Annotated in this window: 1 protein-coding gene; it reads left to right on the top strand. The window is 41.2% G+C overall.

From position 1 onward, the window contains the following. Positions 1-659: hypothetical protein (locus ADIWIN_RS20600; RefSeq protein ID WP_235047125.1), on the top strand; the 659-nt coding region annotated here is incomplete at its 5' end. Between the last annotated feature and the right edge of the window lie 60 nt (positions 660-719).

Below are 719 nucleotides of genomic sequence, written 5' to 3' on the forward strand. Positions count from 1 at the left end.
TCTCTAAGGGTATTTCGCTAATGGTGATTCCTGGACTGGGAGGACTAAATTTTCAAACTTACAGAAAAGGAAGAAAATTGAAATACCAGCTTAAACATGATATACCGACCAAATTATATGATGGTAAAAAGTGCTGGGTTCATCCTCGCGCAGGAATAATACCTAAGAGAGGGAAAAAGGGTAAACCAAAGGTTTTGTTTACGATGAATACCCACGATATATCAGGAAGTGATGTGTTCAAGGGTATGTATGGTTTTCATACGGATGATTTAGGGAAGTCCTATTCTGAACCTATAGCATTACCTCCGTTAAACCCTCGTTTTGAAACAATTGAAGGGAAAGAACATCCCGTAGCAGCGAGTGATTTTTGGCCAGCTTTTCATTCTTCCTCTAGAAAACTATTAGGCATAGGCCATACGGTGGTGTATACTCCTGAATGGAAGGTAATGGTTCCCCGTCCAAGACATACCTCCTATGCTGTATACGATGAGAAAAATGACAAATGGGGCAATTGGAAGAAACTCCAAATGCCTGGTGGGGAGCAGTTTTATTTGCGGGAGCAGGTTCAGTACAAAGGTATGATGAAAGCGATGGGACCATTTTATTGCCTATCTATTTTAATCCCCATCCGAATGGGAGGAAGCGATCTGATCGTGTAGCTGTTTTGCGGTGTAGTTTTAATGGAGAAAACCTCATTTACCAAATGCATGGTCAGGAAA

Origin of the sequence: Winogradskyella psychrotolerans RS-3 (assembly GCF_000427335.1) — a bacterium.
Classification (GTDB): Bacteria; Bacteroidota; Bacteroidia; order Flavobacteriales; family Flavobacteriaceae; genus Winogradskyella; species Winogradskyella psychrotolerans.